This is a genomic window from Pseudomonas sp. LBUM1641 (assembly GCF_059716235.1).
The window spans coordinates 4,559,163-4,584,298 of record NZ_CP166815.1 but is presented as its reverse complement, the minus strand read 5'-3'; the positions used below and the strand labels follow the sequence as shown (position 1 = coordinate 4,584,298).

At 60.7% G+C, this 25,136-nt stretch carries 26 protein-coding genes; 10 read left to right on the top strand and 16 right to left on the bottom strand.

Annotated features, from left to right (window positions below; translation table 11 throughout):
* Positions 1 to 3 precede the first annotated feature (3 nt).
* The 3 genes from ACA046_RS21220 to ACA046_RS21210 all read left to right on the top strand — a co-directional run bounded on the left by ACA046_RS21220 (position 4) and on the right by ACA046_RS21210 (position 1,483).
* Positions 4 to 336: a hypothetical protein gene (locus ACA046_RS21220; protein WP_459022186.1), complete on the top strand. Its 333-nt coding sequence runs from the start codon at positions 4 to 6 to the stop codon at positions 334 to 336.
* Between the two features lie 195 nt (positions 337 to 531).
* On the top strand, positions 532 to 879 hold the full coding sequence (locus ACA046_RS21215; RefSeq protein WP_459022184.1) for a hypothetical protein: 348 nt from the start codon (positions 532 to 534) through the stop codon (positions 877 to 879).
* Positions 869 to 1,483 carry a type III secretion effector protein gene (locus ACA046_RS21210; protein WP_459022182.1) on the top strand — a complete coding sequence of 205 codons (615 nt, stop codon included), beginning with the start codon at positions 869 to 871 and terminating at the stop codon, positions 1,481 to 1,483. Before ACA046_RS21215 ends, ACA046_RS21210 begins: the two co-directional genes overlap by 11 nt.
* A gap of 43 nt (positions 1,484 to 1,526) precedes the next feature.
* Here the strand turns inward: ACA046_RS21210 and ACA046_RS21205 are convergent, their stop codons facing one another.
* Positions 1,527 to 2,678, bottom strand: coding sequence for an MFS transporter (locus ACA046_RS21205; protein WP_076016726.1), 1,152 nt, complete (start codon positions 2,676 to 2,678; stop codon positions 1,527 to 1,529).
* A 276-nt stretch (positions 2,679 to 2,954) separates the two neighbouring features.
* The gene (locus tag ACA046_RS21200) at positions 2,955 to 3,200 is read right to left on the bottom strand and encodes a hypothetical protein (RefSeq protein WP_459022179.1); all 246 of its coding nucleotides are present in this window, start codon (positions 3,198 to 3,200) and stop codon (positions 2,955 to 2,957) included.
* 92 nt (positions 3,201 to 3,292) lie between these two features.
* Between ACA046_RS21200 and ACA046_RS21195 the strand changes: the two genes are divergently transcribed.
* Entirely contained in the window at positions 3,293 to 4,114 is an 822-nt protein-coding gene (locus ACA046_RS21195; protein WP_497674899.1) for an AraC family transcriptional regulator, read from the top strand.
* On the opposite strand, the gene ACA046_RS21190 is transcribed toward ACA046_RS21195, so the two are convergent.
* Genes ACA046_RS21190 through ACA046_RS21160 form a run of 7 tightly spaced genes read right to left on the bottom strand, consistent with a single transcriptional unit; the run spans position 4,056 to position 10,253 of the window.
* A complete protein-coding gene (locus ACA046_RS21190; RefSeq protein WP_459022175.1) occupies positions 4,056 to 5,276 on the bottom strand; it encodes a sugar MFS transporter in 1,221 nt (406 codons plus the stop codon). The two genes, ACA046_RS21195 and ACA046_RS21190, sit on opposite strands and share 59 nt — an antisense overlap.
* 51 nt (positions 5,277 to 5,327) lie before the next feature.
* Complete coding sequence (locus ACA046_RS21185) at positions 5,328 to 5,675, bottom strand: L-rhamnose mutarotase (protein ID WP_459022173.1); 348 nt, start codon at positions 5,673 to 5,675, stop codon at positions 5,328 to 5,330.
* Positions 5,672 to 6,445: an L-fucose dehydrogenase gene (locus ACA046_RS21180; protein ID WP_497674898.1), complete on the bottom strand. Its 774-nt coding sequence runs from the start codon at positions 6,443 to 6,445 to the stop codon at positions 5,672 to 5,674. The genes ACA046_RS21185 and ACA046_RS21180 overlap by 4 nt, the downstream gene beginning before the upstream one ends.
* Positions 6,442 to 7,302: an amidohydrolase family protein gene (locus tag ACA046_RS21175; RefSeq protein ID WP_497674897.1), complete on the bottom strand. Its 861-nt coding sequence runs from the start codon at positions 7,300 to 7,302 to the stop codon at positions 6,442 to 6,444. Before ACA046_RS21175 ends, ACA046_RS21180 begins: the two co-directional genes overlap by 4 nt.
* Positions 7,303 to 7,340: 38 nt before the next feature.
* Complete coding sequence (locus tag ACA046_RS21170; protein ID WP_497674896.1) at positions 7,341 to 8,618, bottom strand: L-fuconate dehydratase; 1,278 nt, start codon at positions 8,616 to 8,618, stop codon at positions 7,341 to 7,343.
* Positions 8,619 to 8,638: 20 nt separating this feature from the next.
* On the bottom strand, positions 8,639 to 9,484 hold the full coding sequence (locus tag ACA046_RS21165) for an ureidoglycolate lyase (protein WP_459022165.1): 846 nt from the start codon (positions 9,482 to 9,484) through the stop codon (positions 8,639 to 8,641).
* A gap of 28 nt (positions 9,485 to 9,512) precedes the next feature.
* Entirely contained in the window at positions 9,513 to 10,253 is a 741-nt protein-coding gene (locus ACA046_RS21160) for an SDR family oxidoreductase (RefSeq protein WP_459022163.1), read from the bottom strand.
* 234 nt (positions 10,254 to 10,487) lie between these two features.
* Here ACA046_RS21160 and ACA046_RS21155 point away from each other — a divergent pair, with 234 nt between their 5' ends.
* The 6 genes from ACA046_RS21155 to ACA046_RS21130 all read left to right on the top strand — a co-directional run bounded on the left by ACA046_RS21155 (position 10,488) and on the right by ACA046_RS21130 (position 18,383).
* Positions 10,488 to 11,249 carry a FadR/GntR family transcriptional regulator gene (locus tag ACA046_RS21155; protein WP_076016736.1) on the top strand — a complete coding sequence of 254 codons (762 nt, stop codon included), beginning with the start codon at positions 10,488 to 10,490 and terminating at the stop codon, positions 11,247 to 11,249.
* On the top strand, positions 11,246 to 12,235 hold the full coding sequence (locus tag ACA046_RS21150) for a diaminopimelate epimerase (RefSeq protein WP_497674895.1): 990 nt from the start codon (positions 11,246 to 11,248) through the stop codon (positions 12,233 to 12,235). Before ACA046_RS21155 ends, ACA046_RS21150 begins: the two co-directional genes overlap by 4 nt.
* Positions 12,236 to 12,545: 310 nt before the next feature.
* Complete coding sequence (gene tssI, locus ACA046_RS21145) at positions 12,546 to 14,588, top strand: type VI secretion system tip protein TssI/VgrG (RefSeq protein ID WP_497674894.1); 2,043 nt, start codon at positions 12,546 to 12,548, stop codon at positions 14,586 to 14,588.
* Positions 14,588 to 15,430, top strand: coding sequence for a DUF4123 domain-containing protein (locus ACA046_RS21140; protein WP_497674893.1), 843 nt, complete (start codon positions 14,588 to 14,590; stop codon positions 15,428 to 15,430). Before tssI ends, ACA046_RS21140 begins: the two co-directional genes overlap by 1 nt.
* Positions 15,423 to 16,217, top strand: coding sequence for a hypothetical protein (locus ACA046_RS21135; protein WP_497674892.1), 795 nt, complete (start codon positions 15,423 to 15,425; stop codon positions 16,215 to 16,217). Before ACA046_RS21140 ends, ACA046_RS21135 begins: the two co-directional genes overlap by 8 nt.
* 12 nt (positions 16,218 to 16,229) lie before the next feature.
* Positions 16,230 to 18,383 (top strand): lipase family protein, encoded by a 2,154-nt coding sequence (locus ACA046_RS21130; protein WP_497674891.1) that lies wholly within the window; start codon positions 16,230 to 16,232, stop codon positions 18,381 to 18,383.
* Between the two features lie 2 nt (positions 18,384 to 18,385).
* On the opposite strand, the gene codA is transcribed toward ACA046_RS21130, so the two are convergent.
* The 7 genes from codA to ACA046_RS21095 form a co-directional block, all read right to left on the bottom strand.
* Complete coding sequence (codA, locus tag ACA046_RS21125; RefSeq protein ID WP_459022153.1) at positions 18,386 to 19,621, bottom strand: cytosine deaminase; 1,236 nt, start codon at positions 19,619 to 19,621, stop codon at positions 18,386 to 18,388.
* Positions 19,622 to 19,648: 27 nt separating this feature from the next.
* Positions 19,649 to 20,866: a PucR family transcriptional regulator gene (locus tag ACA046_RS21120; protein WP_497674890.1), complete on the bottom strand. Its 1,218-nt coding sequence runs from the start codon at positions 20,864 to 20,866 to the stop codon at positions 19,649 to 19,651.
* Positions 20,863 to 22,131, bottom strand: coding sequence for a cytosine permease (gene codB, locus ACA046_RS21115; RefSeq protein ID WP_497674889.1), 1,269 nt, complete (start codon positions 22,129 to 22,131; stop codon positions 20,863 to 20,865). Before codB ends, ACA046_RS21120 begins: the two co-directional genes overlap by 4 nt.
* 202 nt (positions 22,132 to 22,333) lie before the next feature.
* The gene (locus ACA046_RS21110) at positions 22,334 to 22,957 is read right to left on the bottom strand and encodes an NUDIX hydrolase (RefSeq protein ID WP_459022148.1); all 624 of its coding nucleotides are present in this window, start codon (positions 22,955 to 22,957) and stop codon (positions 22,334 to 22,336) included.
* A 10-nt stretch (positions 22,958 to 22,967) separates the two neighbouring features.
* Entirely contained in the window at positions 22,968 to 23,420 is a 453-nt protein-coding gene (locus tag ACA046_RS21105; protein WP_459022146.1) for a GNAT family N-acetyltransferase, read from the bottom strand.
* Between the two features lie 94 nt (positions 23,421 to 23,514).
* The gene (queD, locus tag ACA046_RS21100; protein WP_003190259.1) at positions 23,515 to 23,871 is read right to left on the bottom strand and encodes a 6-carboxytetrahydropterin synthase QueD; all 357 of its coding nucleotides are present in this window, start codon (positions 23,869 to 23,871) and stop codon (positions 23,515 to 23,517) included.
* A 180-nt stretch (positions 23,872 to 24,051) separates the two neighbouring features.
* Positions 24,052 to 25,131, bottom strand: a complete 1,080-nt coding sequence (locus tag ACA046_RS21095) for a patatin-like phospholipase domain-containing protein (protein ID WP_459022144.1) — start codon at positions 25,129 to 25,131, stop codon at positions 24,052 to 24,054.
* Positions 25,132 to 25,136 lie beyond the last annotated feature (5 nt).

Below are 25,136 nucleotides of genomic sequence, written 5' to 3'. Positions count from 1 at the left end.
GTCTTGATCAATCCGTTGCTTTACTCTCCCAGCCAGGGCTTAGACATGACGTCAATGCCGTTTGGGTCGCGCGATCCCGGCCCCCAGCCAGCATGCGATCCGCCGTCGGGTGGTGATGTTTCGCCGCCGGGTAAAAATCGCGAGCAGGGGGCCGAGGCCCGGCGAGTGAAGAACTTCACCGGGCAGCACACGTTTCACGTGCCGGCTGCCGACGACTTCATCAAAGGCATGTTGCCCAATGGGCAGATGCCGGCGACTGAAGCTTCTGTGTTACGCCAGTTTTGCGCAGCGATGGGGTCTTTGGTGGGTGCGATCAAGGCCTTTGGCAGGAGGTGAAAGCGGGCTTGCGGAGGCCCGGAAAGCTGCCTGATTTTTTTGGTTTTTACATGTTGTCATTGGAACACTTCGTGGCTGAGGAACCATTGCCTGCAACACACCACACACTTTTGGCTTGTACGTCGCGCGAGCGATACGGTCGCTACCCGGGTGATGACCAGGCAGGCGTGGGTCTAAAATTGGTGGAGATGAATCATGAGAATTGATCACGGGTCAGGCTATTTGCAGCACGGCGGTACAGGCCGATTTGACGCAAAACCGGATGAGGCGCCGCGCGCCGCTCAGGCTACGTCAAGTGAACCGGGTGATGCGGGTAGGCAAGCCAATCATCAACCTGGCGCCACGGTTGTTCGGTCCTCCGGTTACCGGCCCCCTTTGCGCTCGGCCAGGCCCTATGAGGTGGTGCCCCATCATCGTACGCTGCAAAACGGCGTTGCCCCGCGCGTCGGGTCACCGAATCCCAATCTTCAACTGCCAGACAGCGAGTTGGTGAAAGCGCTGAAAACCAGTTTTTCAACGTTGAAAGAACTTCATGAAAAGTGACGGGCTGACACTGTCTTCACTGCAGCGAATCGCCGGCAAAAAAATCGGCGACAACCCGGTGTTCAACGCTGCGATTCTGTTGGCCAAGGCGCTGGTCCAGCGCCCGCGCTTGATCGATGCGATCACCGATCAGAACGGTTACATCACCCGGGAAAGCCTGTCGAGGGCCGAAAGCGTGGTGTTCGGCAACAGCGATCCAAGCGCCTTCAGCCCGGACCCTTTCCACGCCAAGAGCAACGCCGAACTTGTCCAGGTATTCAAGGCAATGTTTACCGAGTTGCGTGACAGGTCCCAGGACCGCAAGGGGTTCTTTGAACAGATCGGCTACGTCAACATCGAGTTGCTGGTTGCCATGAGCAAGGACCCGGACGAAGTCGACAGCCAGGGTGAGCCTCTCCTGGACCCTGCCACCGGACTGGCGCGGAAAAAATACGATGAGCAGCAGGTGTACATGGCAAAGAATATTGTGGATCGGCCCGGGTTATTGCAGTCCCTGGAAAACGCCCACAGCGGCGGTCGGCGTATTTTTGGCAGCTATCACCAAGAGGGTTGGCTGAGTAATAAAACCCTTGATCGCTGGCTCGAGCACAACAAAACCCGATAGCCTGGGTAACGCCTCAACGAATGAGGCGTTACGGGGTTACCCGTCATACCCGCAGTATTTTTCCACTGATCGCCACACCGATCAGCAGCACGGCAATCAGCACAAAGGCTGTGCTCAGGCTGCTGCCGTGGGCGATAAAACCGATCACCGCAGGGCCGGCGAGAATGCCGGTGTAACCCAGGGTGGTGATGGCAGGCACGGCAATGTGTTCCGGCATGACGGTCTGCTTGCCGACGGCGGTGTACAGCACCGGTACGATGTTCGAACACCCGGCGCCGACCAGCGCATAGCCCAGCAGGGCGGTTTCCCACGCCGGGAATAGCGTCGCCAGCAGCATGCCGGCCGCCGCGAGGGCGCCGCCGAATACAATCACCCGGGTTGCGCCCAGGCGGCGAACAATCCTGTCGCCGGTGAGGCGGCCGACGGTCATGGTCAAGGCAAAGGCTGCGTAGCCGAGGCCCGCATAGGCCTCGTCAAGGCCGCGCTCGGCGCTCAGGAATACCGCGCTCCAGTCCAGCACGGCGCCTTCGGCGAGAAACACGATGCAGCACAGGCAGCCGATAAACAGCACCACGCCGTGGGGTATGGCAAAGGCCGGTCCGGAGCTTTCACTGCCGTAAGGCAGCAAGTGCGGTCCGGCCTTGAGCAAGGCCACCGCGATGACGACGATGACGGCGAGGGTGGCCTGCAATGGCGACAAGCCCAACCCCAGCAACCCGCTGACACCCGCCGCGCCGACAATCCCGCCCAGGCTGAACAGCCCGTGGAAGCCCGACATCATGGTCTTGCCGCTGGCCCGTTCGACCATCACCGCTTGCAGGTTGACCGTGGAGTCCACCGTGCCGAGGCCGGCACCAAACACGAACAGCGCGGCCATCAACAGCGGAATCGAAGTGACCGTTGCCAGCATCGGCAGGCCCAGGCAAATCAGGATCGTCCCGCCAGTGGCCACTCGGCGGATGCCGTAGCGCGAGGCCAGGGCACCCGCGACCGGCATCGCGATCATCGATCCCACGCCGAGGCACAGCAGCAACAGGCCGAGGGTGCCCTCATTGAGTTGGGCGCGGGCCTTGGCATAAGGCACCAGCGGTGCCCAGGCGGCGATGCCGAAACCTGCGATAAAAAACGCGATGCGGGTCGACATTTGTTCCAGCCGTCCGGGTACCACGGGCGCTGGGGTGCTGATGGCGGTCATGAAAAATCCTTGGTTTTGCGTTCAACGAACGATGTGCAGCGCAACATCCTTGCACATCAGGCCGTATCGAGCGAGCCGGGTTCCTTGGGTGTACCTGAACACGGGGCAACAATTTTTTCTGAATCATGGAACGCGATCGGCCTTTCCAACCACTATCAGCCTGTAGGACGAGTAATCGTCTGCTGTGCGAGGTGGTCTGGAAGGTGCGTAATCCCCGCGAGAACTGGCGAACCCCGGGATTCTTGCGGTGGATTACCACCTTCCAGGCCGATCCTCTCACTTCAGCAGCCGGGCCAACTCGGGATCCCGCACCTGCAACACCTCAAACAAGCCCAGGGCTTGCAGGGCGGGCAGGGCTTGCAGCATGTCCTGTTCGGCCACTAATCGCTGTTCACCCGGGGTGGCCGGATTGCACCAGGTTCTGGCATTCGCAAGGAATGCCCCCACCGTGCCTTTGCGCACTGTCACGCCATTGAACTGGCCTTGGTCGAGATGATCGGGAAGCAGATCTTCTGCACGCATGACGGAGTCCTCAATGAATGAATCCGCAGTCTAGGCGCACACATATGGCTACACTGCCTTATTCGGGCCATTCGATACGGTAAAGCTGCCATATGCTGCCAACCCTCGTTTCACCTCAACTCGCCAACGCAATCGGCGGTCCCTTGCTGGTGGCAACGTTGCGGAGCAGCCCCGTCGAGCGCACCACCGCGCCCCATCAGCATGCCCGGGGGCAATTGCTCGGAGCCCAGCGCGGGTTGCTCTCGGTGCAGGCGGCGCATCAGCATTGGGTGGTGCCGGCCACTCACGCGGTGTGGATTGCCCCCGGTTGTTCCCACGCCTTGCGTTCCCACGGGCCGTTTGATGGCTGGAGTGTGTATGTCGACCCTCAGGCGTGTGCCGGTCTGCCGCAACAGACATGCGTCATCGGCACGTCGGCCTTGTTACTGGAGGCTGTCAGACGTGCGGCAACCTGGGCCGAGCCCATGCTGGAACCGCCAAAGGTAAGGATTGCCCAGGTGATCCTTGATGAAATCGCCGGCTTGCCCCAAGAGCCATTCGGCTTGCCGCTGCCCCAGGACCCACGCCTGCTGCGCATCGCCCAGGCGCTGGCCGACAACCCCGACGACAACCGCCTGCTGGAACAATGGGCGCAGTGGGCCGGAGTCTCTGCCCGCACACTGGCCCGACGGTTTGGCGCCGAGACCGGGTTCACCTTCAGCCAATGGCGCCAGCGTGCGCGATTGTTGCGCGCGTTGGAGTTGCTGGCGGCCCATGCACCGGTGACCCGGGTTGCGCTGGACCTGGGTTATGAAAACGTCAGTGCCTTTATTGCCATGTTTCGACGCACGTTCGGGACGACGCCGGGGCGGTACTTCATGGATGGCGCAACCGACTACGGGCATACACCGCCACAATCACGAAACAGCCCATAGGTAATAAATAAGCCAGCGCCACCGTGCTGTTATCCGCGACCTTGCCCATCAAGTAGGGCATCAGGGCACCGCCGACAATCGCCATGATCATGAATGAACTCCCGCGCTTGGTATGCGGCCCGAGGTTTTTCACGCCCATGGCGAACAGCGTCGGGAACATGATCGACATGAAGAAGAACACCGCAATCAGCGCGATCACCGAGATGCCTTCGAGGCCAATCGCTACCAGCGCGCACAATGCGATATTGATCAGCGCATACATCAGCAGCAGCTTCTGCGCGCTGACCCGTCCCATCAACCAGGTGCTGAAAAAACGCCCGAACATGAAGGCCAGCATCGCGATCGACAGCAGGTAAGCCGCTTGCTGATTGCCCATCTGTGCCCAGTGCTCGGTGACGTAGTTGATAAAAAATGCACCGACCCCGACCTGGGCCGCCACGTAGAAAAACTGCGTGATCACCCCACCGACGAATTCCGGATATTGCCATAGCCCTTTGCCAGTCTCCGGTTGCAGTGCCTGCTCCTGGGCGCGCAAGTCCGGCAGCGGCGTGCGGGCGATCAACAGCGCCACCAGCAACACCAGAACGGCGATCACCACGTAGGTAGTTTGCAGCGAACTCATGTCCGACGCCGGCGTACTGCCGGCGCTGAAAAACATTGCGCCACCAATCAGCGGCCCGAAGAACTGACCGAGGCCGTTGAACGATTGCGCCAGGTTCAACCGCCGCTCGGCGCCCTGGGGCTCGCCCAGCACCGTGGCGTACGGGTTGGCAGCGGTCTCCAGGCAGCCCAGGCCGCAGGCGATGACGAACAGCGCGAACAGGAAGAACGGAAAACTCGCCGCCGCTGCCGCTGGCATGAACAGCAACGCGCCCGCTGCATAGAGGCACAACCCCAACAGGATCCCGGCCTTGTAGCCGTGGCGGTCCATCAGTAATCCGGCCGGCAGGGCGATCAGGAAATACGCGCCGAAATACGCGCTTTGCAACAGCCCGGACTGGGCCTTACTGACGTGCAGCACTTCCTGGAAATGCTTGTTCAGTACGTCCAGCAAACCGTAGGACAAGCCCCAGAGGAAGAACAGACTGGTCACCAACATCAGCGCCCAGCGATAGGTCGGCACGGCACGGGTGCCTGCCAGGTGTGTGTCTTTGCTTAACATGACGCTTCTCCTGTTGTTTTTATGGGATCAAGGCGTGCGATGCAGCGGGTGCTAGGGTTGGTCGGTGAGGCTGAAAACCTGCGTCAGCGGCTGCCATTTGCCGCCAGGATCAGTCCATGGCGTGGGCGCCTGGAAACACCACATCAGGGTTTCCCAGGCTTGCACTTCAGGGTTGGCGCGTGCGGCGTGGTCCAGTCCTTCGAAGCTGAACCCGGCCGCAGTGTCCATGACCATGAACAGCCGCGTGCCCAGGCGCCAGATCTGCATCTCCACGATGTGCTGGCTGCGCAGATGTCTGGCCACGGCCGGCCAGATGCGTTGATGCAACTGCTGGTACTCGTCGATCAATGCCGCATCGTCGACCAGGTCCAGGGCCAGGCAGTAACGTCGGCCGTTCATGTCAGCGCCCGGTCCAGATGGGTGTAGCCACCGTCCACCACCAGCCATTGCCCGGTGGTGTGGGAGGCGCGGGGTGAGAGCAGGAACAACACGCTGTCGGCAATTTCCTCGGGGGTGGTCATCCGTTTGCCCAAGGGGATTTTTTCGACGATGGCGGCGAGCTTGGCCTCGGGGTTGTCGAAGCCGTCGATCCAGCGCTGGTACAACGGTGTCAGCACTTCGGCAGGCACCACGGCATTGACCCGGATGCCGAACTCCAGCAAGGAGGCTGCCCATTCCCGAGTCAGGGACAACTGCGCACCTTTGGCGGCGGTATAACCGCTGGTGCCACCCTGGCCGGTGAGGGCCGTCTTGGAGCTGATATTCACGATCGCCCCGCGACTGGCCTTGAGGGCGTCGAGGCACAGGTGGGTCATGAGGTAGTAGTGAATCAAGTTTTTTTCCAGGGATTCAACGAAGGCAGCACGGCCGGCGTCCAGCCCCACACCGTCGTTGACCCCGGCGTTGTTCACCAGGCCATCAATGCGCCCAAAACGTTGCAACACTTCGTTGACGGCCGCGCGGCAGGCTTCTTCATCACGCAACTCGACGCGGATGAAGTGGCTTTGGCCTTGCTGTTCCAGCTCTGCCGCGAACGCTGGCGACAACGGTTGATGACCGAAAATCACCGGGATCGCGCCTTCGGCAATCAGCCCCAGGGAGATGGCGGCGCCAATCCCCGAGCCGCCGCCGGTGACGATGATCACGCGGTCCTGCAAATGCAGATTCATGGGCAGTTTCCTTCAAGGTGATAGACCCGCTGGGCGGTGCCGCCCCAGATCGCCTGCTGTTCATTGGGCGACAGCTGGCCGAGGGTCTGTTGCAGCAATTGGCAGGTGCCCTGGTATTCCCCGGCCAACAGGCACACCGGCCAGTCCGAGCCGAACATCAAGCGCTCGGCGCCGAACAATTCCAGTGCCAATTCGATATAAGGGCGCAATGCACGCGCGTTGCGCTGGTCGGGCCCGGCTTCGGTGAGCAGGCCCGACAGCTTGCAATTGACGTGGGGCAGGGCGGCGAGCGGCGCAAGGTGTTCTGCCCACCCGGCCGGGCCGTTGGCGATGTCGGGCTTGCCCAGGTGATCCAGCACCAGATGATGCTGGTCGTGGCGTTGGCACAGGGCGGTGGCGGCGTCGAGGTCGGCGCAGCGGATCAGCACCTCATAGACGTAGCCTTGTTGTTGCAGGTGACGCAGGCCGCGGGCGAATCCCAGGTCAGCCATGAAACTGGCGGGTGTAGGTTCGTCCTGAATCTGATGCCGAAAGCCCTTGAGTCTCGGTGCGTCGCGCCACTGTTCCAGGTGTTGTTCAAGGCCTGGGTCGCACAGGTCGACCCAGCCGACGACGCCGAGTATCCACGGGTGCTGCCGCGCCATATCCAGCAGCGCGTCGGTTTCCTGCTCACCCGCGCGGGCCTGCACCGCAATGCAGCCGTCCAGTTCGGCAACGTCGAGTAACGGCCGTAGATCCTGTGGGAGAAAGTCCCGCCGCAGGTCAGCCTCAGCCGCACCGATCCACGGATAATCAGCGGCCCGGTAGCGCCAGAAATGCTGGTGCGCATCGAGCCTCAGAGGTGATGGGGACGACATTATTATTGTGCTCCGTCCATTTAAATGTGTGCTTCAGGTCACGGCCGGTGGCGGAATTGCTCCCGGGACGCGGCTTTCATCTGGATCGAGAAACCCGGTGCCTTGGGCGGCAGATAAGCCGCATCGCACACCACACACGGTTCCTCGAAATGCTCGTGCAAATGGTCGACATACTCGATCACCCGGCCTTCGTGAGTGCCGGCGATGCACAGGTAATCGATCATCGACAAATGCTGCACGTACTCGCAAAGCCCTACGCCACCAGCATGGGGGCAAACCGGCAGGCCATATTTGGCCGCCATCAGCATCACTGCCAGCACCTCGTTGACCCCACCCAGGCGGCAGGCGTCAATCTGCACCACGTCGATGGCTTCGCGCATGATCAATTGCTTGAAGATGATCCGGTTCTGGCACATCTCGCCGGTGGCGACTTTGACCGGTGCCACACCCAGGCGAATCTTGCGATGGCCTTCGATATCGTCGGGGCTGGTGGGCTCCTCGATAAACCACGGCTTGGCAAACGCCAATTCGCGCACCCAATCAATGGCGGTGTCGACTTCCCATACCTGGTTGGCATCGATCATCAGTTGGCGGTCCGGCCCCAGTACTTCGCGGGCGATGCGCACGCGGCGCAGGTCGTCCTGCAAGTCGTGGCCGACCTTGAGCTTGACGTGATTGAACCCGGCATCCACTGCTTCCTGGCACAGCCTGCGCAGCTTTTCGTCGTCATAACCGAGCCAACCGGCCGAGGTGGTGTAGCAGGGGTAGCCATGGGCTTGCAGGTCGGCCATGCGTTCGGCCTTGCCTTCAGCGCGTTGGCGCAGCAAGGCCAGGGCTTCGCTGGAGGTGATGCAGTCGGTGATGTAGCGGAAGTCGATGCACCGCACCAGTTGTTCCGGGCTCATGTCGGCCACCAGGCGCCACAGGGATTTGCCTTCGGCCTTGGCCCACAAGTCCCACGCGGCGTTGACGATCGCGCCGGTGGCCAGGTGGATGGCGCCCTTGTCTGGGCCAATCCAGCGCAACTGGCTGTCGCTGGTGACATGGCGCCAAAAACGGCCCATGTCTTCGGCGATCCATTCCAGGGTCAAGCCCACCAGCAGCGGCTGCATGGCCTGGATCGCCGCGCAGCAAATCTCGTTGCCACGGCCGATGGTGAAGGTCAGGCCATGGCCTTCAAGGGCCGGGTTGTCGGTCTGCAAAATCACATAGGCGGCCGAGTAGTCCGGGTCCGGGTTCATGGCGTCGGAACCGTCCAGGGACTGGGACGTAGGAAAGCGAATATCTTCGACGCGAATCGCGGTAATGGTGGTCATGAACGGCTCCTTGGTTCTAGTCAGGCGTCGACCGTGATCTGGTTCTGTTCGCCAAGGCCTTCGATGCCCAGGCGGATCTTTTGCCCCGGTTTGAGGTAGACCGGCGTGGGCTTGATCCCCAGGCCGACACCGGGCGGGGTGCCGGTGGAAATCACGTCTCCTGGTTGCAGGCTCATGAACTGGCTGAGGTAGCTGATCAATTTGGGGATCTGGAAAATCATCGTGCGGGTGTTGCCGTTCTGGTAGCGATGGCCGTCGACTTCGAGCCAGATCGACAGTTGATGCGGGTCGGCGATTTCATCCTGACTGACCAGCCAAGGGCCCAGCGGACCGAAGGTGTCGCAGCCTTTGCCCTTGTCCCAGGTGCCGCCGCGTTCCAGCTGGAATTCGCGCTCGGAGACGTCGTTGATCACGCAGTAGCCGGCCACGTGCTGCATGGCCTGGCTTTCATCGATGTAACGACCGCCCTGGCCGATCACCACGCCCAGTTCGACTTCCCAGTCGGTCTTGGTGGAGTGGCGGGGGATTTCGATGTTGTCGTTGGGGCCGACAATGGCGCTGGTCCATTTGTTGAAGATGATCGGTTCGTCAGGGATCGGCGCTCCGGTTTCGGCGGCGTGATCGGCGTAGTTCAGGCCGATGCAGATGAATTTTCCTACTTGGCCGACACAGGCACCCAAACGCGGATTGCCCGGTACCAGGGGCAGGCTCGCGGGGTCGAGCTCTTGCAGGCGAGCGAGGTTTTGCGGGAGCAGGGCGTCACCGGCGACATCGCTGATGTGAGCGGACAGGTCACGCAGACGTCCATCAGCGTCCAACAGGGCCGGACGTTCCTGGCCTTTTTCACCATAGCGCAGCAGTTTCATGAGCAATCCTCTTATTGGAAGTGGGCGGTCAGTTGCTCCAGCCGCCGTCAATGATCTGGGTGGTGCCGGTGGTAAAGGCGCTCGCATCGGAGCCAAGGTACAGCGCCAATTGGGCAATTTCCTGGGGTGTGCCCAGGCGGCCCATCGGCTGGCGCGCGGTGAAGGCGGCGTACACCTCATCCTGCTGGCGACCTTCACGGCTGGCTTGTTCGATGATGCGTTGCTGCAGCGAAGGCGACTCCACGGTGCCGGGACAAATGGCGTTGCAGCGAATGCGTTGGGTGACAAAATCCGCCGCGACCGACTTGGTCAGGCCGATGACCGCGGCCTTGCTGGCGCAATAAGCAAAGCGGTTGGGCACGCCCTTGAGGCTGGAGGCTACCGACGACATATTGATGATCGAACCGCCGCCCGCCGCGAGCATCCCCGGCAGAAATGCGCGGATCATGCGGTACATGGCGGTGACGTTCAGGTCCAGGGCAAACGTCCAGTCGCTTTCCGGGCATTCAAGAATATTGCCGGCGTGCACCACGCCTGCGCAGTTGAACAGCACATCGAGCGGGCCGATTTCGGCAGCAAGGCGTTGGATGGCGCTGGCGTCGGTGACATCCAGCAATACCGTTTGCGCGCCCGGCAGTTCGGCGAGCGCTTGTTGATTGATGTCGGCTGCAATCACTTCGGCGCCGGCCGCCAGATAGGCTTCGACGCTGGCGCGACCAATCCCCTGGGCGGCGGCGGTGATCAGCACGCGTTTACCGGTGAGGTCCATGACAGACTCCCTTGATTGTTATTATTGGCTCAATGGTCAGGCCATTGAGGGCGTAAAACGCCTGCATCTGCGGCATAGCGAACCCCGGAGGGTTTGCTATGATCAGCACACTGGAAACGATCCAATGGTCAGGCCATTGATCCAATTTTTAGCATGGGTCTTCCCGGTCAACAAGCGGCTTTTTCGCGGGTTGATCACCTGGACCGTGCCGTGCATGAATCGAGCTGAGCCTAGATGCCATTTCAAGTGATTGATAACCAACGTCTTTATCGACAGATCGCCGACCAGTTGCGGGCGTTGATCGACAGTGGAGAATTTCCGCCGGGCAGCCGTCTGCCGGCTGAACGCGAACTGGCCAAGCTGTTGGGGGTGAGTCGCGCCTCCGTTCGTGAAGCGATGATTGCCCTGGAGGTGATCGGGTTGGTGGACGTGCGGGTGGGCAACGGCGTGCTGGTGTGTGAGCCGGTGCAACCGAAAGTCAGCCAGGAACCGGTAATGGCCCAGGCCACCCGGGATCAATGGAAAGAGTTCGATCCGGAACTCAACCTGCATGTCGATTTCAACGCCGAGATTCCGCCGTTTTCCTTGCTCCAGGCCCGTCGCCTGATTGAGCCGGAAGCCGCCGCCCTGGCGGCCAAACACGCAACTGACGAGGAGCTCGCAGGCATCCGCGAGGCGTTCGAGCGCAACGTGCAGGACAATCGCGAAGGCTCCCACACCCATCCGGGCGATCGCCTGTTTCACATCCGTATCGCCCAGGCCTCGGGCAATCCGGCCTATGCGCTGATGATTGCGCACCTGCTGGGGCATCGTTACGGCAGCATGTTCCAGCGGTTGCAGGCGCATTACACCTCGGACGACATGCCCCATCGCTCGGAAGACGAACACCGCAAGATCCTTGATGCACTGGAACAACGGGACGTGGAAGGTGCGCGACAAGCCATGCGCAAGCATCTGGAGGAAGTGGTACGGATCTTTATGCGGACTGCGCAATGACTGTGTTCTACGACGCCCGCGGCAACATCTACGGTGTGGTAAGCCCGGAGCAGTTACGCAACAAGGGAATCGACGTGCCGTACCGCGCCGACTTGGCCGCTGGCACCCGGGGTGTCTGGGCATCGGCGGCGATTGCTGCCGAGTGCGGTTGGGGTACTTTGCCGCGCCCGGCAGAGGCCAAGGAGCATCGCTGTGACGGCTTGTTGGTGGGGCCGTTTCAGGCAGCGCCGCCCTTTGACCTGTTGATCGTCAACACGGATGGCTCCCTGGCCGAACGCAGTGGCAATGGCCTGACGATTTTTGCGCAGTCGTTGACCGACCAGGGATTGATGGCGCAAGGCTGCGACCTGCGGGTGCATCACGACAAGATGGATGCATTGTCGCCAGTGCTTACGCGAGTTGAGCCTGCGGAGTATGAACAGGTGCAGGGCTTCTGGCTGGCGTTGGGGCGTCCCGAATTCGGGCCTGTGGCGGTAGGGGCTGTTGGCGTTGGCTTGGTCTCGCTTGAGGGAGCCGAGGTGAGCCATGTTTTACCACTGGCTGCGCTTAATCCTGAGTGGCGCCACAGCCAGTTTGTACGGGTGGGTAATCCTCATTGTGTGACGTTGGTACAGGATGCGTCGGCGTTGCCGGACAACGCGCAGATGCATCGGCCAGCGTTGTTCGATCCGCTTAAGGCGATTGCTTTTGCACCACCTGTCGGGGCCGGCCAACCGTGTATTTCCGGGGTCAACCTGCAATGGGTTGCACGGGATTCAGGCAACCGCGTCATCGCGCGGGTGTTTGAGCGTGGTGAGGGGCCGACGGCGTCCTCCGGGACCAGCGCCAGTGCGGTGGCTTGCGCCGCTTGGTCTGTAGGATGGGTGACTGCGGGTGAGGTGGCGGTGGTGATGCCTGGCGGTACTGCACCGGTGCGGCTGCAGGCTGAGGCGGGTGAAGTGTTGAGCGTCAGCCTGTTCGGGACGGCGCGGGTGCAAGAACTCTGAAAGAGGCATGACTGGCTTAATTATCTTTGTCAGTCGGTTCTTAATAAATAAGTAATCTTGGTGAATGGTTGTGTAGGAGTATTCCTGTTGTTGAATGCTGGCTGTTTAACTGTATTTCCGTAATTCATAAAAGACTCTTCCAATATCAATGTACGAATCTTCTTTTTTATTTTTAGGCGGTCGATTTTTGCCTGAAGGCGCTAGTATTCCTGGGGTTCTGGCAATTTTTATCGGCTTCGAATTGAGTGGTTTTCTCTTCGTTTTCTGAAGGGGGTATTTCAATTCGACAATGAATGGCGGGTAACAACGGATGTTTAACACGCTTGTTTCGTCACGCTTCAAGTTGATCGTCGCAGGAATAAAACAGGAAGTTCAGGTGCTGGCGTTTAAAGGCAGCGAGAGTATTGACCAGCCTTTTTTCATTGAAGTGCAGTGGGTCAGTGAAAACCCCTGCCTTGATCTGGAGGAGCTGCTTCACCAACCGGCCTATCTGGATTTTGGTGAGCCGGGTGAAGGCCTTCACGGGCAGATCTATGCCGTTGGCCGGGACGACCCGGGGCGGCGTCTGACCCGCTACCACCTGACCCTTGCTCCGCGTCTGGCGTACCTGGTCCACCGTAGCGACCAGCGGATTTTCCAGCAGCGCAGCGTGCCGCAAATCATCGCGGCGGTGCTTGAGCATCACGGTATTTTCGCCGATGCCTATGCGTTTGAGTTAGGGCCGGTGGTGTACCCGCCACGCACGTTCTGTGTGCAATACGCGGAAACCGATCTGCATTTTATCCAGCGGCTGTGCGAGGAAGAGGGCATCCACTATCACTTTCGCCACAGTGCGGACGGCCATGTACTGGTGTTTGGTGATGATCAGACGGTGTTTCGTCGTTTGCCGGCGCAGCACTATTGTGCGGCCGGTGGCCCAGCGGCCGAAGCATTGGTGATCCAGCGTTTCGATGTGCGCCTGGCCACACGCAGCGCTCAAGTTGTTCTGCGTGACTATGACTTTGAACATCCGTCATCGCGCCTGCACGAGCAGGCCGGATCTTCCCCGGCACTTGAGGACTATCAATACCCAGCGGGATTCACGGGGCACCTGCGAGGTTCGCAGTTGGCCCGTCGGGGCCTGGAACGTCATCAGCGAGACCGCCATCGTGCGTTGGGCCGCAGTGATCAGCCGGCTTTGCGCAGTGGGCATTTCCTGGAACTGCGCGACCACCCGGACCTCTCCTGCAACGACTTGTGGCTGATCACCAGCGTGCGCCACGAAGGCTATCAACCGCAGGTGCTGGAGGAGGCGGTGGTGGATACCGAGGCATTTCAAGGCTATCGCAATCGATTTACCGCAACGCCCTGGCGCGCCGCTTACCGCCCGCCGCTCAAGCACCCCAAACCGCGTATCAGCGGCAGCCAGACTGCAACCGTCACCGGCCCCGTGGGTGAGGACGTGCATTGCGACGCACACGGGCAGGTGAAAATTCGCTTTCATTGGGACCGGCTTGACAAGAACGACGACAAGAGCAGCTGCTGGGTGCGGGTGGCATCCGGTTGGGCGGGTGACAGCTTTGGTGCGGTGATGATCCCGCGCGTGGGCATGGAGGTATTGGTGACGTTCCTGGAGGGCGACCCGGACCGGCCAGTGATCAATGGTTGCCTGCCTAACACGTTGCAACCGGTCGCCTATCCGTTGCCGCAACACAAGACCCGTAGCGTTCTGCGCAGCCGCAGTTCGCCGGGCGGGGCGGGAGCTAACGAGCTGCACCTCGAGGACCGCAGCGGCCAGGAGCTCATCTACCTGCGCGCCCAGCGCGACCTGGAGCAGCAGGTCGGCCATGACAGTCGGCTGGAGGTGCTGGGCGAACGCCAGGAAACCATTCACGGCTTGAGTGCGGCCACTCTTGGGAGTGAGGAACATCGCAGCATTGCCGGGCACCGCAAGGTCCGGCTTGAGGCGGATGATCACCTGCACGTGCAGGGCAACAGCCAAACCCATGTAGGCCAGACCCTGGTGATCGAAGCGGGACAACAGGTCCATCTGAAGGCGGGTGCCAACCTGGTTATCGATGCCGGCGCGCAGTTGAGCCTCAAGGCTGGTGGTGAGCATTTGCTGATTCAGGCCGGCGGGATCTTCAGCAGTCGCCCGATCACGTTGGGCGGTGTGCCTGCCGGAACTCGCACAGCCAACCCTGTCGGGCCGGGCGCCGTGACTGCCTCAGCCACATTTGTAGCGGACGGGCCGAAGGCTTCGGTTACCCAAGGCGCAATCATGGAGCTGGCCAGACGACTGGATGCGGACTTCTGTCCAGTGTGCGAGCGCTGCCGCGAAGGTCTGTGCGAATCCACGGGGAGGGCGGCTTGATGGAGATCGCGCCTGGCCAGTGGATGGCTGAACAGCAGCAGGCAGGGCGCCGGCTTTGCCTGGTTCTACAGGGTGAAAGCGATGCGCGTGGGGTACTGCTGGCGACACGCACGGTCGCTGAGTATCGCAGCCTCTATGGTGAAACCGTCGCATCGGAAATGGCGGCGGATGGGCCGATGTTCCTGTTGCTCGACCACGTCAACGAGCCCGGATTGGTGGGCTTGTTGCAAAACCCTCAGCGTAATTGGGGATGGTTGGGCAGCCTGCTTGGTGATGATTTATCGGGTGTTACCCGGCATTGGCGCGACAGGTTAGTGGTGGGAGCGCCGGGGAGCCAGGCGCTGTACCGCTTCCACGATAACCGCACCTTGGCGCGGGCTTTGGTTCACCTGCCTGCTCAGGACTGGTCCGCTTTTCTCGGGCCGCTGATCAGCGTGTGTTACTGGCAGGGTGAGCGTTGGTGCCGTGGTGATAACCCGGCTCCTGGGATGTATCCGGTGCCTGACCCTGCGCCGTGGCTGGAGGTTCCGAATCCTCAGGCGGGAGCGATTCTGCAGGCCAACATCCTGCGTTATCTGCTGGCTGAGTACAGCGAGGCGCTCAGTCAACTGGCTGAATTTCAGGACCCGAGAATCTGGCTGGAGCAAGTGCTGGAACAAGCGCGGGCTTGGCAATGGGAGAAGCCGGAACAGCTGGAGTTTTTGGTGGTGCGGCGATTGGTGGAAGCCACTGGGGAAGTGCTTATTCGATGGCAGCCGATGCGTGGGGAAGTGGCGGAGGATCATTTTCAGCGGGTGGTTGGGGAGTGGAGTCGGATGGAGCGGGAGAAGCAGGATGCGTAGGGGAGTTATGTTGAGAGTGCGGCGAGGGTTGCTCGTTTGTGGCGTGTTGGCTGCTTCCGGTTGTGCGATGAAACCGGCGGACAGTTTCACCCTGGAGGTCGATTTGCCGGCGAATTTTCGCTTCAAGAGTGATGCGGCTTACCGGCCCGCAACGGGTGAGACCTGCACCCTGCCCAAACGCCGGGGTAAGCGGCCGGAGGACAAAGTTTTTGACACCCTTGGGAAGCCGGTGGCCCATCGGGTGAGCTTTGAGGTACCACTGACGGAGAGGGTGGATGGGTGCCCGTTGGTGTTGCGCAGTATTACGTTTGATATGTATGCGAAGTGGGGAGAGCGGTCGGCGGATGTTGGAGGGGATTTCGCATTCATCAATGTGCTGGATCGGTTGGAAGAAGGTAGGGCCGGGATGCCTGAGTCGGGTGTTCAGGAGTTACGGGGGCGGTGTCAGTGGTTGTTCCGGACGGTAGGTCCGCTGCATGCAATAAGAAAAATCCTGAAGTGCAATTCATTGGACGGTGGAGGGCGGCTACTCAAAGCGCGTGCGGGTGGAGTTTTGCAGCGAGACCAGTTAAATGGAAAAAACGTCCGCATGGTATTGGAGTTAATGCGCGAAGAGCGACCTTACATGGGTGATAACTGGGTTCGGTTCCCCCAGGGGTGGAAGCGTTGCTTCGGGAAAAGTCAGGAAGATCAATTTGCCTTTTGCCGGGGAAATACCACTAATTTTAAACCTTTCAAAATGCCTGACGGCCGCGAATGCATGATTTACCCAACCTGCACTGAATAAGGATATTCAGCCATGGCACTTGATGAATGGAAACAGCCGTTTTTTAGTGAATATATGCCTGCATGTCAGCTTCGTGGATGCTGGCTGAGTTTTGCTCTCGTTGACGAAGCGGGCGACGGAAAAGCGTATGGCGGGCTTGCCTTTACAACGTTCGACAGCGGAGGGCAACGATACAGGGGACGGTTAAATGGAGAAGGTTATACGAAGTTGGAGAATCAGTACCGGGGCCCGGTTGTCCTGATTTTTGACACGACCTATGTGGCGGCTGGCGCTGACTATTATGACTCTTTGCAACATCGTGACAGCTACCCTCTACCTATTACTGAACTGCAGGTTCGCGCGGAGCAAACCCGCTTTCTACGCCCCGACGGTCAACGTGTGGAACGAAGTGTTACGAAGAGTCAGACGGACCACTTCTATCAGGTTGAAGTGCGTGATTTGGTCCGACATGCAGCTCACCTTCCACCCGTGGCATCCCGCACTCATCGGCCCCCGCGGCATGCTCTAACAATGATGGCTGACCTTGGATTCGGGCCGCCTCAGCCGACGTTGGTCGGCGTCGTTTTATTTCCCAACCGGCACACAGTACTTGAGGTCCGGCCGTTGCGAGCGCTGCGCCCCATGCTGTCCACCGAAGATCAATTCTGTGCCTTGAACGTCTATCAATTGGCACTGATGTCCACGTTGAGCTATTGCGATTTTGGACAAGAGCCTCCAACAAAACCCATCGATCAAGTCAGCTTTCCACTGGAGCCCAGCGTTGGTCATTTCTTTGCCGACAGGCTATCGGGCTATCAGGAACCCTGGAAAGTCGATGTTGAGCTGGTGCAACATTTTTACCCCGTTTATGAAGACGTACCGTATTCCCGACGTTTCGAAATTTTGCCCTTCGACCCTGAGTTGTATCAGCAAAATCGCATTGAGTTAGGGGCAGAGCAGGAACATCCGGAACGACTGCACTTTTTCGATGATAAAAAGCACGGCACTGACACCCAGGCCTATATCTGCCATCACGATGAAGTGATCCTTGTTGCGATAAGGGGCACGGCCAGTGGCGCCGATAAACTGCGGGATGCAAATGCCCATCAAGTGGCATTTGTCGAGGGTGTAGGCAAGGCTCATGAAGGCTTTCACAAGGCTTATCAGGCCATGCATGATTTTGTACGGCGCTACCTTGACCAATTTTATACAGGGCAGCGCATCGTCATTTGCGGCCATAGCCTCGGCGGTGCGATTGCCTTGTTACTGGCTGAGGGATTACGTCGAACCGAAGATGCCCACTACAACATCCTCCTATACACCTTCGGAGCCCCCCGAGCTGCCGACTCCGAATTCACCGACGGTGCCTCCGCTCTGGTGCATCACCGCATCGTCAACCACAACGACCCTGTCCCGAGTGTGCCTGCGCCCTGGATGAACACCACCGCCAAAATCTGGATTCCTGGCGCCGTGGTGCTATTCAGCAACCCTGCGCCCGGCGGTCTGCTATTTGCCTTGGGTTTGGTACGGCTGACTGGCAACCCTTACCAGCACCACGGCGCGCAGCAGCACTTCATGCCGATACTGCTACCGGACGGTACACAGTCCTCCGTCTTGTGGACCCCTGGCTGTGAATCCATTGAGGACGCGGCCTGCAAACGCGCATTGAGGCTCAATGGCGATATGCCGGATCGCGCCAACCTGATCAAACAGCTTGTTCAGAGTGCCCATCACTCCATGGTCGTCAGCTACATCCCCGCCGCCTGGGCCACGTTGCGCCGCTGGCAACAAACCCTCGACACCCATGGCACCCTCGTGACTTCCCGTGAATTTGAACTGATCGACAAAGCCTTGTTCACCATGCAGCACCAGCTACGGGAACAACGAAAAAAGCTGGATCTGCATCGTCCTGCCAACCAGCGTGGCTATGAACCCCACGACCCCATGAGCCAGGAAGTAGACCGGCTGAAAGACAGTCGCGCCCGCCTGGAAACTCTCCGCTGGCGCCGCCTCCAGGCCCGCGACGTCTACGGCAGCCAAGCTTCATCACCCATCCTTCAATCCAGCCTGAAACGCTGGTTCACCCACCCGCAAAACCGCGAACTCACCCAAGTGGCGAGCATCCCGCCACAACCGGATGACGGCTGGGGAAAGCCGCAAACCCTCGATATCGACTCAATCGTATGAGCCTACAAAAACTCCACTTGCGCCGGCTGGCGCTTCATCAGCACCTTGCCTGCGCGAATCGAATACAGCGGCAATCCCTGACTGCGAATCACTTCATAGTCGCTGTCCGCAGACAGGATCAACAGGTTCGCCGGACGCCCTGGCTCCAGGCCATAACGATCCCCCAAGGCCATGGCCCTGGCGCTGTTATCGGTGACCAAGTCGAGGGCGCTTTGCAGGGTGCGGTAGCCGAGCATGTGGCAGATATGCAGCCCGGCTTCCAGCACCCGCAAAATATTGCCGTTACCCAGTGGATACCAAGGGTCGACGATGGAGTCCTGGCCGAAGCAGACGTTCATGCCGGCCTCCAGCAGTTCGTTGACCCGGGTCACGCCGCGGCGTTTGGGGAAGGTGTCGAAGCGGCCCTGCAAGTGGATGCTTTCGGTTGGGCAGGAGACAAAGCTGATGCCCGAATGCCCCAGCAGGCGGAAGAGTTTGGCGCAATAGGCATTGTCGTAAGAGCCCATGGCCGTGGTGTGGCTGGCCGTCACGCGGGCACCCATGTCGCGGCTGCGGGCTTCTTCGGCCAGCACTTCAAGAAAACGCGAATGCGGGTCGTCGGTTTCGTCGCAGTGCACGTCTACCAGGCAACCGGTGCGCTCGGCCAGGTCCATCAGGAACTTCACCGAACTCACCCCTTGGTCGCGGGTGTATTCAAAGTGCGGGATGCCGCCGATTACGTCGGCGCCAAGGCGAATAGCCTCTTCCATCAACTCGCGTCCATTGCGGTAGGACTCGATGCCTTCCTGGGGGAAGGCGACGATTTGCAGGTCGATCAGGTGGCCGCTTTCCTCGCGCACTTCGAGCATGGCTTTGAGCGCGGTGAGGTCCGGATCGGTGACGTCGACATGGGTGCGCACATGCTGGATGCCATGGGCAGCCAGGGTCTGGATGGTTTTTTTGGCACGGGTCTTGGTGTCTTCCTGGGTGATGGTGGCCTTGCGTTCACCCCAGCACTCGATGCCTTCAAACAGTGTGCCGCTCATGTTCCAACGCGGTTCGCCGGCGGTCAGGGTGGCGTCGAGGTGGATGTGCGGCTCGACGAAGGGCGGTACCACCAGGTTGCCGGCGGCGTCCAGGTCGTCGGGGCCCGCTATGGGAGCCGCGCCTTGTTGGGTGATGCTGGCGATCCGGCCGTGTTCCAGGTGCAGATCATGCAGGCCTTCACGGTTGCGCAGGCGGGCGTTGATGATGTGCATGGGCAAGTTCCTCTTGGCAAAAAACAGTCAGGCAGACAGCCGCCAGATCATCAGCGCAATGCCGATGTCCAGGCGGTCATAAGAATTGTCCAGCGTCAGTCCGCACAGGGCTTCGATGCGCTGGACGCGGTGCGTCAGGGTGTTACGGTGAACCGCCAGCCGCTGGGCGGCGGCCACAAGGTTACCATTCTCGTGGAACCAGGCCTCCAGGGTCGGCATCAGGCTTGGGCCGTGATGCAGGTCGTGCCGCAGCAGCGGCCCCAGGCGTTCGTTGAGAAACTGGTCGAGCAGGGCGCGATCCCGCACGCCGCTGAGCAATTTGAGTACCCCCAACTCGTCGTAGACACACAGCCCGGCGCGCTCACTGAACCGTCGTGCAGCGGCCAACGCTTGGCGCGCCTCATCCAGGGCCTGGGCCAGTCGCGCGGGTGGGTGCGCGGCAGCACTCAGGCCGATAAACAGTTTCAACGGTGCCAGGCGCAGGTTCAGTGCTTTCAACCAACCTGCCAACAATTGGCGGTTGGCCAATGCCGCACCCGCGTCCATCGCTGGCAACAGCAACGTCCATTGTCCGGCACGCCCTAGCACAGGCAGGCGCGACGGATGCTGCGCCGAAAACTGGCGCAAACGTCGGGTAATGGCATCGTGCTGACGGGCAAGCTGTGCCTCCACCACCGGCGCTTCACCTTGGGCAAACAGTGCATCGCTGCCGTCCAGTTGCAGCTGGACGAGCTGCCAGTGCCCGGCCAACTGCATGCCCAGCTGGGCGGCGCGGTGCAACAGCAAATCCAGGGATTGGTAATCACCGGCCAGCAGGCGTTCCAATACATCATGTCGCGAGCGCCCCAGCTGTTGCGACTGGATCAATGCCGAACCGATGGCCTGGGTCACCAGCACCATCTTCAACGAGTACGGCTGTTCGATCAGCGGCATGCCCGCATCGTGCGCCGCTTCCAGCAAGCGCTGGGGAATTGCCTGGATATAGTCCGGCCCCGTGAGGATTACCAGGCCGGCGACCTGGCGCTGACAGGCTTCGTCCAGCAACACCAGCAGGTTGGCCTCATCCCGTGGGTGATTGATGCCGGTGACGAACACCAGTTCGCCGCCCAACACCCATTCGGCAATGCCGCTGTTTTCCGCGACATAGGGCCAGCGCACCGTGTTCTCCAGGCCGGCTTCCCCGGCCCGCAGGCACATCGACTCAAGGCCAGGCAAGGCCAGCACATCGGCTATCGTCAGGCTCATGCCTGGACGTCAGCCAACGGTGCCCGCACGCGCAGGACGCTGGTCAGCACGATGTAGGTCAGCGACGCAGCCACAATCCCCACCAACGGCGCCACCCAAGGTGAGTGAAACGCCAGCACCGTACCTACGGCGTAAGCGATCAGCCCTGGCCAGTTGAAAGCCGGCAGCCGCGTATCGGCCAGGCGCGGATAGTGGCCGCGATAGCGATAGAAGAAGTCCGCCATGATCACCCCGCCAATCGGTGGGATCACCGTGCCCAGCAGGATCAGGTAGGGCACCAGCATGTCGTACATGCCCAGCAGCGCCAGCAGGGTGCCGATCACCGCGCCGGCCAGGGTCACCGTTTTGCGGCGCTTGGTGCGCAGCAGGTTGCAGCCGGCAACGGCGAAGTTGTAGATGGTGTTGTCCTGGGTGCTCCAGATATTCAGGAGCAACATTGCCATGGCCGCCATGGCAAAGCCTTGCAGCAGCAACACCTCGACCACGTCGGGCTGCTGGTAGACGATGGCGCCGTAGGCACCGATCAGTACCATCAAGCCGTTGCCGATAAAGAAGCCGATCAGACTGGCCAGCACCGCGACCTTGGCCGAGCGCGAGAACCGCGTCCAGTTGGTGGCCTGGGTCGCGCCGCTGACGAAGGTGCCGAACACCAGCGTGATGGCGGTGGACATATCCAGCTCACCGGTGGGTACCACGGCCAGCAGCCCGTCCGGCCCGCCGACCTTTACCGTGGCGACCCATATCGACAGACACAGCAAAATGCCCATGGCCGGCACGGCGATGTAGGACAGAATCTCCAACCCGCGATAGCCCACGTAGGCCGTCGCGCAGAACACCATGCCGAACAGCACCATCAACCCCAGTACGCTGCCCTGGCTCAACTCGAAATATTTGCCCAGCACCACGGCCGCGGTGGCGGTGCCCCAGGCGTACCAGCCGATTTGGGTGAATCCGAGGATCAAGTCGCTCAGCTTGCTGCCCACTTCACCGAAGCAAAAACGCCCCATCAGCACCGAGTTCAAACCGCTCTTGAACGCGATGTAACCCAGGCCTGCGGCGTAGATACCCAACAGCAGGTTACCCAGGGCCACGACGCCGAGCATCTGGGTAAAGCTGAAGGCTACCCCCAACTTGCCGCCGGCGAACATGGTCGCGGTAAAAAAGGTAAAGCCCAGCAGTACCATGGCGGTGGAGGCCAAGCCTTTGCGGGCATGCATGGGCACCTCGCTGAGAGGGTAGTCATTGCCCGGTTCGTTCTGCGTCATGTGCCTTTCTCCCTGAATGAGTGACGCAGGCCTATTGCACCCGTCGTGCCAAGTGCAAGGCAGTGACAGGCGCACGGTCAGTACTGTGCAGGTTGCACAGTATTTATAGCCAAACAGGGAGGACGCGCAGCAGGGATTGGTCTTTCTGCCCAGTCAGGCGCGAAAGCGGTGCAGTGGTGATACAAATTGGATCACTGGCTATTCAATCGAACAGGGTGTGAGTGGTCTCACCGCGATGAAAGGCGAAGGCGGCCTCAAGGTCGCTTTCAATCGTGCGGCCCCGGGACAACGGCGGTAGGTCGTCGAGGCTGAAGAACCCGACTTCCGTAGTTTCGAAACCGGCCATCGGCGCCAGTTGATCAACCCGTTCGCACAGAAAGTAGAGTTTGTAGAAATCCCGGATATCGGGCCGGTACAAGCCTTTGGCCTTATGGGTGACGCTGTACAGCGCCCGGGCGGTGACCGCCAGGCCGGCCTCTTCGCGGATTTCCTTGACGATGTTTTCAGCCGCCGACAGGCCAATATCCGCATAACCCCCGGGCAACGCCCAGCAGCCATCCGTCAGCTCTCGCACCAACAGGATCCGGTCGCCGTCAATCACCGCGCCCCGCACATCAATCATCGGCGTTGAATAGCGCTTGGCAAAATCCGGCACCAGCCCGGTGATGCGCTCCAGCGGCACTTCGCCCAACTGCGCCAGCATGCTGTGGGCGATCTGCGCGATTTCCTCGAGGCGCTCGCGCTCGAAGTCATCGGTGCAGAAGTGCAGCCCCGTGGAGGCCAATGCTTGCAAGCGCTTGGCCTGGGCCAGCCAGGTGTTTTCCATGGGAACTCCTTCAGTGCGAGGCGGTGAGGTCTTTTTGCATGTAGACCCGACGCAGGCCGTTTTCCAGGGCCCGATGGGTTTCCACATAGCCTTTGCGGTTGTACAGCATGATGTTTTCGCTCATCGCCTCATTCGTGTAGAGACGGATGGCGCCCTGCCTGGCCTGGCATTCGGTGAACTCCAGCAATAGACGGCCGTAACCCAAACCCTGAGCGCCGGGGGCGACGGCCAGGTTGTCCAGCAGCAGGTACTTCTCGTGATGGATCAGCACGACAAAGCCGTGCACCTGGCCTGCGTGCTCCAGCACATGCACGCGTTCGGCTGCAACTTGCTGGCGATAGTCATCCAGCATCGGCCCTGGTTTGCGCCCGATTCGCTCGATGTACGGGGAGTAGGCGGCGTGGACGATGGCCTCGATAGCGCAGATATCGTCAACGGTGGCGGGGCGGATAAGGGGTGGCATCGCAGCGTGCGCCTTCTGTACAAGAGGCCACGACTGTAAGGGACTCGCTGGCATAAAAAAACCACCTCAAGGGTGGTTTTTTTACCTCGCCGGCTTATTCGCCGCGATAGATGCAGCCGCTGGTGCAAGTCTCATGGATACGAATCGCGCTGAGTTCGGGCAACAACGGTTTCAGTTCATTCCAGATCCACTTGGCCAGCACTTCGCTGGTGGGGTTTTCAAGGCCCGGAATGTCATTGAGGTAGTTGTGATCAAGGCGTTCGTAGAGCGGCTTGAAAATCGCCTTGATCTCCGAGAAGTCACGGATCCAGCCGGTATGCGGGTCGAGGTCGCCGCTGAGGTGGATCGCCACCTTGAACGAATGGCCATGCAGGCGCCCGCATTTGTGGCCTTCCGGAACGTGGGGCAGGCGGTGGGCGGACTCGAAGGTAAACTCTTTGAAGATTTCCACAGGGTTTTTCAGCTCGGTGAGGTGTCTGGCAGGCGGCGAGTTTAACAGTTTGTCGCGGCCGCGCGCATACCGCGTAGCAGCTGTCGAGCCTTGGCGAGGCTGCGTTTACGGTTTGTTTGGCAAACCGAGGTGCCGCCGACGCAGCCTCGCTTGGGCTCGACAGCTGCTACGCAGAGGGCGCTAGAGGGCCTGCAGGCGCTCGCCCAATTGCCCGGTGTCGGCCAGTTGCAGAAACTCGTCCCCCAGCCGCTGGCTTTCGCTCATCGCGGTTTGCCAATACTTGTTGCGGCCCGGGTCATCGCCCATGAAGCGCTTGAAGTCACTGCGGTCCGGCAGTTTGCCGTGGGGCAGGCGGGCCAGGTATTCCTTCGACGGCGCCAGCAGCAGTACATCCTGCAAGCCCTGTTGATTGGCGCGGCGCCACGGCAAGCCTTTGTCGAACCAGCCGGGAATGACCCGGTCGGTGAAGTGCGGGTACAGCACAATGTCATCACCGTGGTAGGGCAGGTCGAGGTGATAGTCCAGCAGGCCGCCATCGCGATAGGTGCCAGCACCGGCGCCCGGCAGGTCGCGCACGCCTTGCATCACCATGGGGATCGAGCCCGACGCCAGCAGCGCCTGGCGCAGGTTACCCAGTTCCAGATTCAGGAACCTCGAGGGGAAATCCTTGAGCGCATGCAGCGGAGGCGCCTGGCGTGGGTCGTGGACGATCAGCCGTTCGAAGTGCCGGGACAACCGCGCGCGACCCCGCAGGTTGTCAGCGATCACCGATGACAGCCCCAGACCAAGGCGACCGCGATGATCGTCCGCCAGCAGGCCGTGGCTTTTGACCACCATGATGTTCAGCCGGTAGTTCGGGTTATCAAGCACCCGGGCATCACGGCCGGCCAGCAAATCATCGAGCATGCGCACGCAACTCTGGCTGACTTCGGCCATGGTCACGCCTTTGGCAAAGCGCTGTTCGTTGTACAGCCGGCCCAAGTCGAGCAGGCCTTGAACCGGGTCGGGCAGGCACGCACTGGCAAACCGCCAGGAGCCAATCGAGGCGCCGATCAGCGCACGTTCCCGTGGCGCGCGGGGAAGCCAGTCGCCGAACAGCGCCAGGTCCAGACCCTGGATGCCCAAAGCCTTGGGGCCACCGGCGGCGCCGGGAAGGATGCCGACGTCCACAGGCGCAAGCCCTTGTTCGCGAATGCGCGAGAACGCACGTTTACCGGCCTTGAGGGTCAAGGCGGGGAACTTCATATGGATAGCAGTCATACCGG

What these genes read in the sequence shown, in the direction of transcription:
- ACA046_RS21195 (WP_497674899.1), top strand. Translation starts at nt 3,293, where the DNA reads ATGCTGCCAACCCTCGTTTCACCTCAACTCGCCAACGCAATCGGCGGT.
- ACA046_RS21155 (WP_076016736.1), top strand. Translation starts at nt 10,488, where the DNA reads ATGCCATTTCAAGTGATTGATAACCAACGTCTTTATCGACAGATCGCC.
- tssI (WP_497674894.1), top strand. Translation starts at nt 12,546, where the DNA reads ATGTTTAACACGCTTGTTTCGTCACGCTTCAAGTTGATCGTCGCAGGA.
- ACA046_RS21190 (WP_459022175.1), bottom strand. Translation starts at nt 5,276, where the DNA reads ATGTTAAGCAAAGACACACACCTGGCAGGCACCCGTGCCGTGCCGACC.
- ACA046_RS21105 (WP_459022146.1), bottom strand. Translation starts at nt 23,420, where the DNA reads ATGCCACCCCTTATCCGCCCCGCCACCGTTGACGATATCTGCGCTATC.
- ACA046_RS21095 (WP_459022144.1), bottom strand. Translation starts at nt 25,131, where the DNA reads ATGACTGCTATCCATATGAAGTTCCCCGCCTTGACCCTCAAGGCCGGT.
- ACA046_RS21130 (WP_497674891.1), top strand. Translation starts at nt 16,230, where the DNA reads ATGGCACTTGATGAATGGAAACAGCCGTTTTTTAGTGAATATATGCCT.
- ACA046_RS21205 (WP_076016726.1), bottom strand. Translation starts at nt 2,678, where the DNA reads ATGACCGCCATCAGCACCCCAGCGCCCGTGGTACCCGGACGGCTGGAA.
- ACA046_RS21140 (WP_497674893.1), top strand. Translation starts at nt 14,588, where the DNA reads ATGGAGATCGCGCCTGGCCAGTGGATGGCTGAACAGCAGCAGGCAGGG.
- ACA046_RS21110 (WP_459022148.1), bottom strand. Translation starts at nt 22,957, where the DNA reads ATGGAAAACACCTGGCTGGCCCAGGCCAAGCGCTTGCAAGCATTGGCC.
- ACA046_RS21165 (WP_459022165.1), bottom strand. Translation starts at nt 9,484, where the DNA reads ATGAAACTGCTGCGCTATGGTGAAAAAGGCCAGGAACGTCCGGCCCTG.
- ACA046_RS21135 (WP_497674892.1), top strand. Translation starts at nt 15,423, where the DNA reads ATGCGTAGGGGAGTTATGTTGAGAGTGCGGCGAGGGTTGCTCGTTTGT.
- ACA046_RS21120 (WP_497674890.1), bottom strand. Translation starts at nt 20,866, where the DNA reads ATGAGCCTGACGATAGCCGATGTGCTGGCCTTGCCTGGCCTTGAGTCG.
- codA (WP_459022153.1), bottom strand. Translation starts at nt 19,621, where the DNA reads ATGCACATCATCAACGCCCGCCTGCGCAACCGTGAAGGCCTGCATGAT.
- ACA046_RS21160 (WP_459022163.1), bottom strand. Translation starts at nt 10,253, where the DNA reads ATGGACCTCACCGGTAAACGCGTGCTGATCACCGCCGCCGCCCAGGGG.
- ACA046_RS21180 (WP_497674898.1), bottom strand. Translation starts at nt 6,445, where the DNA reads ATGAATCTGCATTTGCAGGACCGCGTGATCATCGTCACCGGCGGCGGC.
- ACA046_RS21170 (WP_497674896.1), bottom strand. Translation starts at nt 8,618, where the DNA reads ATGACCACCATTACCGCGATTCGCGTCGAAGATATTCGCTTTCCTACG.
- ACA046_RS21185 (WP_459022173.1), bottom strand. Translation starts at nt 5,675, where the DNA reads ATGAACGGCCGACGTTACTGCCTGGCCCTGGACCTGGTCGACGATGCG.
- ACA046_RS21200 (WP_459022179.1), bottom strand. Translation starts at nt 3,200, where the DNA reads ATGCGTGCAGAAGATCTGCTTCCCGATCATCTCGACCAAGGCCAGTTC.
- ACA046_RS21175 (WP_497674897.1), bottom strand. Translation starts at nt 7,302, where the DNA reads ATGTCGTCCCCATCACCTCTGAGGCTCGATGCGCACCAGCATTTCTGG.
- ACA046_RS21210 (WP_459022182.1), top strand. Translation starts at nt 869, where the DNA reads ATGAAAAGTGACGGGCTGACACTGTCTTCACTGCAGCGAATCGCCGGC.
- codB (WP_497674889.1), bottom strand. Translation starts at nt 22,131, where the DNA reads ATGACGCAGAACGAACCGGGCAATGACTACCCTCTCAGCGAGGTGCCC.
- ACA046_RS21215 (WP_459022184.1), top strand. Translation starts at nt 532, where the DNA reads ATGAGAATTGATCACGGGTCAGGCTATTTGCAGCACGGCGGTACAGGC.
- ACA046_RS21150 (WP_497674895.1), top strand. Translation starts at nt 11,246, where the DNA reads ATGACTGTGTTCTACGACGCCCGCGGCAACATCTACGGTGTGGTAAGC.